At 32.9% G+C, this 8,909-nt stretch carries 9 protein-coding genes; all 9 read right to left on the reverse strand.

What is annotated here, in order from left to right; translation table 11 throughout:
• The 9 genes from ACQRBJ_RS13985 to ACQRBJ_RS14025 all read right to left on the reverse strand — a co-directional run bounded on the left by ACQRBJ_RS13985 (position 1) and on the right by ACQRBJ_RS14025 (position 8,813).
• Complete coding sequence (locus ACQRBJ_RS13985; RefSeq protein ID WP_445303965.1) at positions 1 to 1,206, reverse strand: EpsG family protein; 1,206 nt, start codon at positions 1,204 to 1,206, stop codon at positions 1 to 3.
• Positions 1,207 to 2,352 (reverse strand): glycosyltransferase, encoded by a 1,146-nt coding sequence (locus ACQRBJ_RS13990; RefSeq protein ID WP_445303966.1) that lies wholly within the window; start codon positions 2,350 to 2,352, stop codon positions 1,207 to 1,209.
• Positions 2,345 to 3,460, reverse strand: coding sequence for a polysaccharide pyruvyl transferase family protein (locus ACQRBJ_RS13995; RefSeq protein WP_445303967.1), 1,116 nt, complete (start codon positions 3,458 to 3,460; stop codon positions 2,345 to 2,347). Before ACQRBJ_RS13995 ends, ACQRBJ_RS13990 begins: the two co-directional genes overlap by 8 nt.
• Positions 3,460 to 4,482, reverse strand: a complete 1,023-nt coding sequence (locus ACQRBJ_RS14000) for an acyltransferase family protein (RefSeq protein ID WP_445303968.1) — start codon at positions 4,480 to 4,482, stop codon at positions 3,460 to 3,462. Before ACQRBJ_RS14000 ends, ACQRBJ_RS13995 begins: the two co-directional genes overlap by 1 nt.
• Positions 4,479 to 5,726, reverse strand: a complete 1,248-nt coding sequence (locus ACQRBJ_RS14005; protein WP_445303969.1) for a Coenzyme F420 hydrogenase/dehydrogenase, beta subunit C-terminal domain — start codon at positions 5,724 to 5,726, stop codon at positions 4,479 to 4,481. Before ACQRBJ_RS14005 ends, ACQRBJ_RS14000 begins: the two co-directional genes overlap by 4 nt.
• A 5-nt stretch (positions 5,727 to 5,731) precedes the next feature.
• Entirely contained in the window at positions 5,732 to 7,264 is a 1,533-nt protein-coding gene (locus ACQRBJ_RS14010; protein ID WP_445303970.1) for an MATE family efflux transporter, read from the reverse strand.
• 49 nt (positions 7,265 to 7,313) lie between these two features.
• Positions 7,314 to 7,901 (reverse strand): dTDP-4-dehydrorhamnose 3,5-epimerase, encoded by a 588-nt coding sequence (rfbC, locus tag ACQRBJ_RS14015; protein ID WP_445303971.1) that lies wholly within the window; start codon positions 7,899 to 7,901, stop codon positions 7,314 to 7,316.
• Positions 7,902 to 8,005: 104 nt separating this feature from the next.
• Positions 8,006 to 8,449, reverse strand: a complete 444-nt coding sequence (locus ACQRBJ_RS14020) for a hypothetical protein (RefSeq protein WP_445303972.1) — start codon at positions 8,447 to 8,449, stop codon at positions 8,006 to 8,008.
• Position 8,450: 1 nt separating this feature from the next.
• Complete coding sequence (locus ACQRBJ_RS14025) at positions 8,451 to 8,813, reverse strand: hypothetical protein (protein WP_445303973.1); 363 nt, start codon at positions 8,811 to 8,813, stop codon at positions 8,451 to 8,453.
• Positions 8,814 to 8,909 lie beyond the last annotated feature (96 nt).

Here is an 8,909-nt window from a genome sequence, read left to right on the forward strand (position 1 = left end):
TTATATTAATTCATCTAAGAAATATTGTAATGGCAATGTATTTAGATTGCCAGCATCCCAAATGTAAAGCATATGCCACCAAGTATCTCTTGAAAGAATATTTGAAAATACCGGCCATATTGAAGCAAAAACAGAAACTCGACAAAAATTTATCTGCCATGGCTTAAATTCATTTTTATGATTAAACACATAAACATAAGAAGCTCCACTTACGATAATAGAAAAGAATAAGATGCTCGAACAAATTCTATTTAAAATCTCAACCTGCATAAAAATAGGAGATAAAAGAACACCTACATAAAAAATATTTGCTTCTAAAAAACCAATTATTTTTTTCTTCACTAAAAGCGGTGCTAAAAAAATAGGCACAGTATACTGAAGAATATTTCGAATAACACGTGTATATATAATCGTATCGTGTTTTCCTATTTTACCAAAATCGCCATTAATAATATCATTAAACGAGTCCGCATAGCTTGCTGCTCTATCATCAATTAAACCAAATAATTGAACATATGGAGCTAAAAAACTTAAAATACCAGTTTCACCTGCTAGAGAACTTATTACAAACAAAACTTCAACAAGCAAAGCAGGAAGTATTAATTTAGGAACTTTCAATAAACATATTAAAATAAGAATAACAGGTGCCATTCCTACATGACATCCAAAAGACAATATGACTAGTATTATTGATATTTTATTTTTTTTAAGCTTATAATACGAAAAAGCTAATACTAGAAATGAAAAAGCCAAATAATACCTTATTAACAATTCAACATCATGTGCTAAAAATAAAAAAATCAAACTAGCATATAATGTATATGGTCTATAATTATTAATCAATAAATGCATTAAGGCATATATAATAAAAATACTACATAACCATATAAACACCCAATAAGGTATGCCCACTTGATTTAATGACCAACATATTACATTGAATACTGGTTCATAAGTAGACTTAGTTATATCTTGTCCGATTTCATTATAACGTTCATAATATAAATTGTAATCAATTGCTCGGCCAAATCTTAATCCCATACTTATAGAATAAGCAAAAATGATTGGATAAGCATTTTTCCAAGCCTTTCTATATGAAATACAATGTGAAATCTTTTTAGAGAAGAAATAAAAGATATATATACTTAAAAAATTAATAATTAAGAAAGTTATCTTTATACTTAAATATCTTGTTGAATAATCCATTTAGAAAAATCGAGTTAATAAATTTGACATTGAGATATTATAAGAAATTCCCTTGCTAAAATCATGTGAAAATAATAATTTATCATATGACAATAATACTTCTTTAAAAATTAAAGCTAAGCCCAAAGCATCATCCTGCTCTACTTTACTTCCATATTTCCAGTTATCAGTCATATCACATGCTCCACCTACATCAGTAGAAATTATGTAATTAGAATTCCATCGAGCATGAGCCAGAACATTGCCAAACCCCTCGTATCTCGAAGTCAAGACAAAAATTTTAGCTTTTCTAAAATACTCAAACAAAACCTGGGTATCAAAAATAGAACCAGTAAAAATCACCTTATCTTTCAGATGAGGATACTTTTTAAAATATGCCCCTACATATTCTTTGAAGGTTTTATTTTCATTACCTAAAGAAAAGTCATCAGTCATGGGGCCAATCAGGTACACTTTCCAATCTTTTAAATCTACATTTATTAAAGCTTTCAAAAGCATTTCTGTATTTTTTTGGTAAGTGCCTAACCGCCCACAGGTAATAATTATGTTTTCTTTTTCCTTTGCTCCTATTGGAATACCATCCTCATCCCAGCTACAAGGAAAATAAGCCAAAGACTTCCATCCTTTTTTTAGAAATAATGGCTCAAACATTCTATAATATTGCATGGTTTCCATACTATAAATATCAACCTTATGGAAAACCATATCAATAAACTTTCGTTTTAATAAGCCTAATATACCTGAAGAAAAGACAAATTCATGAGAAACTAATTGTTCTGCATTATTCAGATTTAAATCAGCAGCAATCCAAACCTTTGACTTCTTATTCAAACATTTTAAAACAACTGCCAAAATCATAGAAATATAAGTGAGATGAAATGTAAATAAACATTTTATATCACGATGATTCCGCACGATAATCATGAAAAGCTTCAAGAAAAGCTTGAAAGAACTATTCTTTGTATGCAAATCATGAAGAGTTAAGTTACGAAATTCTTTTGGAAGCGCAACTGTTCCAGAATTAGATCCATAATAAAAATCTCCTTTACACTCCAAAAACTTAGTCAGATAATAAGGCGTTAAGATTACATCCTTCTGAAAATCCATCTGGTTTATGGAATCAACATAACAAACTACTTTATCCATCTGCCAACGCATGAGTTAAAAAATCCAATGACTGTTTTCTATAATTTGCCAGACGTGCATTAACATCAGCCCAATCAATAGGCTCAGCACATACTTTCTTTGCTTCATCAAGATTATCAACTAATCTATTCTCTAAACCAAACATTTTCAATAAAGACAAAAAACGAGCCTGCCCTCTTTCCTTGCTTCCAAAAGCAATGAAAGGCTTATTAAAATTAATAGCAAATGCTGTACCATGAAAAGAATCTGTCAAGACAAAATCTGCACTAGCAAAAGAATCTAACCAGGATTCTACACTCTTAAACTGATACACTTCTGATAAGAAATAATCAGTATAAACAGGTAGATTAAAATCAACAACTTCTGCACTCAACAATTCTGCAATGCTTTGCGAAACTTGACTTTTAAATTCATTATTGCTCAGATTAAAAAGAAGCAATTGCTTTTTGTGAGAACTTACACTATTAACACCAGCTATTTCCTCATAATCCTTCTTTGTTAATAATAAAGTAGGATCTAGAACCTGCATGGCAGGCACACCGAGATTCTTCTCACATAACTCAACTGCGCTATCTTCACGAACAGAAATACTCTTAAAACTATGCGCCAAAGATTGAAGCTCTTCTGTCTCATTGGTATCAAACTGCCAAGTATCAACACCAAAAGAAGCAGCATAAGCTATACGCTTTGTATTATGAGTTTTCAAGAAGCTCAAAAAATACAACTTTGTATCAGGTGTATATCCTTTTCGCCACACTTGATCACTTCCTACTACCACGGCATCAAATTTGACTTTTTCCAAAGCAGAGAATTCATAGAAGTTGAGCCTGTTAGGTATATTCTTATCGACAAAAGAAAGCATAGAACTTAAACTTTCTCTTAATATCTGATAGCAGGTAGGATGACTTTTTATACCTATAATCGAAAATAGATTACGTTTTATATTTATCAACCATTCCTTCTTACTAACATGATTTACAACATCACGATTGAGCAAACAAGGAGAATATCCCAACTTTTGAATTACCCTATATAATGCATAGGATTGGAGAATGCCCCCATAATTTCTATGAAAAGGCAATGATAAAATTCCTATCTTTTTATTCATTATACACCTAATATATTTGAAACTATTGGTTTATTAATCTTATGACTCAGCATTTGTATGAAATAGGCAATAACAAATGCAAAAAGCAAAGCAACTAATACAACTACAGAATCATTTAAATTACAAGTTGAACAGATTTTCTTCTTAAATATCATAATCAATGGAGCATGTACACACATTAACACCAATGACATGCGACCAATATAAGCCAATAATTTAATTAAAATTGTTTTTTCAAATTTCACGAATAAGTATACCAGCAACAATGTCTCCATAAACCCAATAAATAGATAACTAAGTATTGAAAAAGGTTCGTGTACACCATATTGTCTTACACTAATATTATTTGTTTTTTCCAAGAAAACGACAACTGCATATATTACAAAACAACCAAGCCAAGTCTTACCATTCGGTATCCAGAATTGCCCACCCCGAATCTTCTTACCTAGATAAATAAACAAAGCTCCCACAAAGGCTGTATCCAAACTCCAAGGCAACAAGAACGGAAGATAAAGAGTTAAAACTGAAAATCCCAAACATGTAAGAACCACCCATTGCCACTTCAATGATTTTATTATGTACATAACCATTAAAGAAGTAAACAAAGCTGTTAAAAACCAAGTTGGCGAATTACATGTCTGCGTAAGCATGGGTACATCTCTAACATCATTTATACCGAAAAACAAAGAATAACGGGAATAAATCATTCCCAATACTTGATGAATGAAATCTCCCTTTATTTGGAAAATATTCATTAGGATAATGCTCAACGATACATAAAAGAAGTATGGCAACAAAAGGCGTTTAGAACGCTTCCCTATTTCACTAGAAAATGTTTGCTTTGATTTATATGTAAATCCAGAAGCTACAAAAAAGATTGAAACATACCCTGCTGTCAAAAAGATTGATACACGAGGCAACAAGCCCGCATGACACGACATTATCAACAATATACCAATTCCCTTTAGAGCGTCTAACCAAACTAAACGTTTAGAGGCTAAATTATTAATTTGAGATTTCATGCGCGATTCAATATTTTTTTTATAACAGTTTTAATTCTTCGAAGATTCCTTCTGATAACAGATACTTTTAAACAAGTAGTTACCGAGTCTGAGACCGAATAGCCACAGCTTATCATCCTAAAGAACTTGGCTCTTTTAGGATGTGGAAGCGTATGCTCATTAAAACCACCATTATATAAATGAGCATTTTCACTCGAAACTTCCCGGACTGTCAAATCCAATCCAGCAAAAACCTTCCTTCCTTTTTCAGAATATAGGATAACCAATCCTAAGCCCTTATCATCATCAAAATCTTTATCAACTACCTTAGCTGCCCAATAATCAGCAATCGTCATATCAGAATGACTAGCACCATTTTTTAATGTACAATGATAACATGATGGACGCAAATAAATATCATTCAAGAATCCATCCATATACTCATTATCATAATGAAATACGGACGACAAAACGGAATTTTGGTCCGCCTTAGAGGCGGACTTTTGACGGACGACAAAACGGTATTTTTTCCATCCATCCGTCTTATCTCTAAATTTAATGTCCCCTATGGGGGACTTTGCATTTAGAGATTGAAACAAAACGGTATTTTTTCCATCGGTCGCCTTCGGCGACATTTTTGCAGTTCTATTATAACCACCAAATGATTCAGCTAGATATTGACGCCAAATACCTGGACTAGGAACTCCATGACAAAGAAAATCTACTGCCAAAAGATTCGGATATTCCTTAAATCGCAAAAATGACATCAAACCTGCAATCTGGCATGGACTTCCTGTAAACAACACCTTCCTCCCTTCTTTAAGAAAAGTTTCCGCCTGCTTATAGGATTCTTCAATACGTCCTTGTACATATTTGCTACCCATCATAGGGTAAACCTCTAACAGGTTAGTTGCCGAAACATGATGAACTTCCCAATTTTCATCATATACCGCACCAAAAACAACACCACCACTAGAAATAATCTCCTTGGCTAATAGTATGAAAACACCCCCAGAAGAGCTAGCCAAGCGTTCACTTTCATTGTTATTTTTAACTGCAAAATATCCTAGAGTATTTAATCTTTGGCGAATATTAAGTTTTGGACAAACTTTTTCGCAAAGCCCGCAATCAACACACAAATTACTATTGATCCGAGGATAAGAAAAGCCTTCCTGATCCTCGACCATAGCAATACAGTGTTTGGGACATCGCTGTACACAGGCATTGCAACCACAACAATCTTCCTTTTTATCAATTTTAATCATGATTTTTACTTCCTTAGAATGATTTCTTTAAACTTCGTTTGAAAAAACAGGCGCTCAGAGTTAGTCAATCCAATAAAGAATGTACAAACAGAGACAGAAAGAACACAACTCAAACTTATCAAAACAAATCTTATAAAACCGGTTTCACTACATATATTATAAACCATCAATGGAAACAAAAGAGAAACAACTGTAACTATTGATATTCTACTATATATATATAATATGTAATCCTTTATACGAATTCCAATCAATGGTCTTAACAATATCATTCTTGCCAACTGAGTTACACATTCTATCACAAAATGCACAACAAAGACTACATAGGCAGGATATCCTAGTAACAAGCACACATAAGAAATCGGTAGAATCATTAGTAGTAAAGTACCACAAATGGCTTGATATTTCCTAACTTTTCCAGTAGCTTGATTAGCTATAATCAAAGGATTGGCGACAGCATTCAACAAAGAAGTACATATCATAATTCTCAAGAAAATGACAGTATTATCAGGAACTGTTTTTAACCACAGAGTTAACAAATAGTTAGTTTCAAACAAAACCGGTAAAGACAGCAGAAAAAGAAGATAGAATGAAAATCTTGCACTCCTATACATCAATGTTCGCATATCATCCATCTTCTGCTGGGCATACATCTTGGTTATTTGAGGGTTTAGTGCCATTTGAAAATTGCTGACGAACTGTAAAATTGCATTTTGAACTTGAACAGCTATGGCTCTTGCTGCATTTACAATTGGTCCGAAGAATACATTCAGGAGCATGTTTAATCCTTGATTAAAACATACAGCTGATAAATTACCAAAAAGACTCCATCCAGCAAATCCGGTCATTTCCTTAAACAGAGGCTTGTTCCATCTACAAAAAACCTTTGTTTCCTGAAAGTGCCTTAGACAATATAATCTATAGCAAACCTGTATCAATGCCTGAACAGCAACAAGTAAAACGGCATACAATATCAATTTATCAAAAGAGAAACATAGCAATAAGTATACTATTAAAAGCTTTAATACTACTTCTAAAATAGAGATGTATGCAAAAGCTGACATCTTCTCATGAGCAATAATTGCTGCATTATAGGGTACACTCAAGATCAAAATAACCGTAGAGACTATAGAACACTGGAGAACCCAAAACGCTGCATCCATTCTTAACTCAGGAATCTGCATTTTATTATAGAGAAACCATAGACCAATAGTTTCACCTAAAATTACGACTAAGAATGAGATAATGGAATGAATCAATAATGTAGTTCCAAATACTGACTCTAGTTGTTTAGCATTCTCCTGTCCTAAAGCAAATGTAATAAAACGCTGTGTAGCTGATGCCATTGAACTATTAATAAATCCAAACATGACCACAATACCTCCAACAACATTATATATACCATAATCCTCTACTCCTAACGTATTCAGTACAACACGACTCGTATAGAGTGAAATTCCCATTAAGAACAACATACGGAAATAAAGGAGTATCGTATTTTTTGCTATTCTTTTATTGTTTTCTTGTGAAAGAGACATAATAACTTTTTCTTGAAGACTAAGTTTTCAATGTACATATAGTACATTTTTATTCATACATATCCACATTGATATCAAATGGACTATCAAAATCCTTCAACAACTCATGCTTCGTATCTTTCTCTGAGAGTATCGCATGCTCCGTCGGAATCTTCCAATCTATGCCTAGGCTATCATCAAGGATAGATATTCCACCATCTGCCTCTGGATGATAGAAGTTATCACACTTGTATTGGAAGACTGCGGTTTCACTTAACACGGCAAAACCGTGGGCAAACCCTTTTGGGATAAAGAACTGGCGATGATTGTCCTCTGTCAGTTCCACTGCTACATGTTTGCCATAAGTTGGAGAGCTCTTTCGAATATCCACTGCTACATCGAGCACTGCACCCTTAACACAGCGTACTAACTTTGTCTGTGTGAATGGTGGTCGCTGGAAATGTAAACCTCGCATTACGCCATAAGAACTCATACTCTCATTATCTTGGCAAAAGTATATCTTATGACCCAAGATTGGGGCTACTTTCTCATCAAATTCTCTCTGAGAAAAGCTCTCGAAGAAATAACCACGAGAGTCTTTGAAGAGGCGTGGCTCAATAATGAGTACGCCTTCTATATCAGTCTTTATAACTTCCATTGTGCTTTATATTGTTTTATTTCATGTACCATACGCATCTACTGTTCAAAATACTGGAATAATCTATTATACAGATATTTAATAACCTTTTAAAATATTCTCATCTATTTACCATATAGCTCATTCGGAATTTCAATACCTCGCTTAGCTGCTATGTCAATAAAGTCTTCAATATTAAAAGTAAGTAATGCATGGATTTTCAAATTAGGATCTTGCATCATAACTCTAATAACATTATCCACTAAACTGAAACCTCGATAATTCTCCTCAATGGTCAAATCATACGCTTTAGCCTTATATTCATCATCAGGAATTCTTATAAAATGAGGGTTAGACTGCAATTGCTCTAAAAACCAATCTGCTTTATCTCGATATTTATCCTTAAGTAATTTTGTATTGATTGCTTCATACAATGTTGGAAAAGGAACTAGAAAATTTGTTTCTTGTTGAACGAGCCTATAAAATACATTTTCAGCGACAGTATGTCTCTCCTGCTCTCTAGTTCCTAAAAACGAATACCAAAATCCCGTATCAACGATTACATTCATACTAATCAATCGAATCTAAACCATCACCATCATTTTCATATTCTTGCCAAGGATTCTGCTTTCTTTTTCCTATGATGAAAGCTCCAGTTAATTTAACTTTATCATTATAAAAAAAGTCTGAACAAACATATATACGCGTTCCTTGCTTTATCTTGACAGATTCTTTAAGGTCCTGCTGTATTTCCATCAAAGCTTTTTTAGTATCATCATTAGTTTCATTTTTATTTATGGTCTTAAACTCATAAACAAAACGGCAAAGACTATCACCACACTCTTTAGCTTTTCTTCCAGCTAACCATTGGTACAATGAAGGGTAATCTCCATTTACACCCAAATCGTAAGATAAATAGATAACTTTTTTCATATTTACAATATGTTTATATTTTATATAACTCAATACTGCGTTAAATTAACATTTAATCGTCTGTAAATCAATAACTTATATTAAGAAATGCTTATA

The organism is Prevotella sp. SGI.167, from assembly GCF_050313615.1.
Lineage (GTDB): Bacteria > Bacteroidota > Bacteroidia > Bacteroidales > Bacteroidaceae > Prevotella.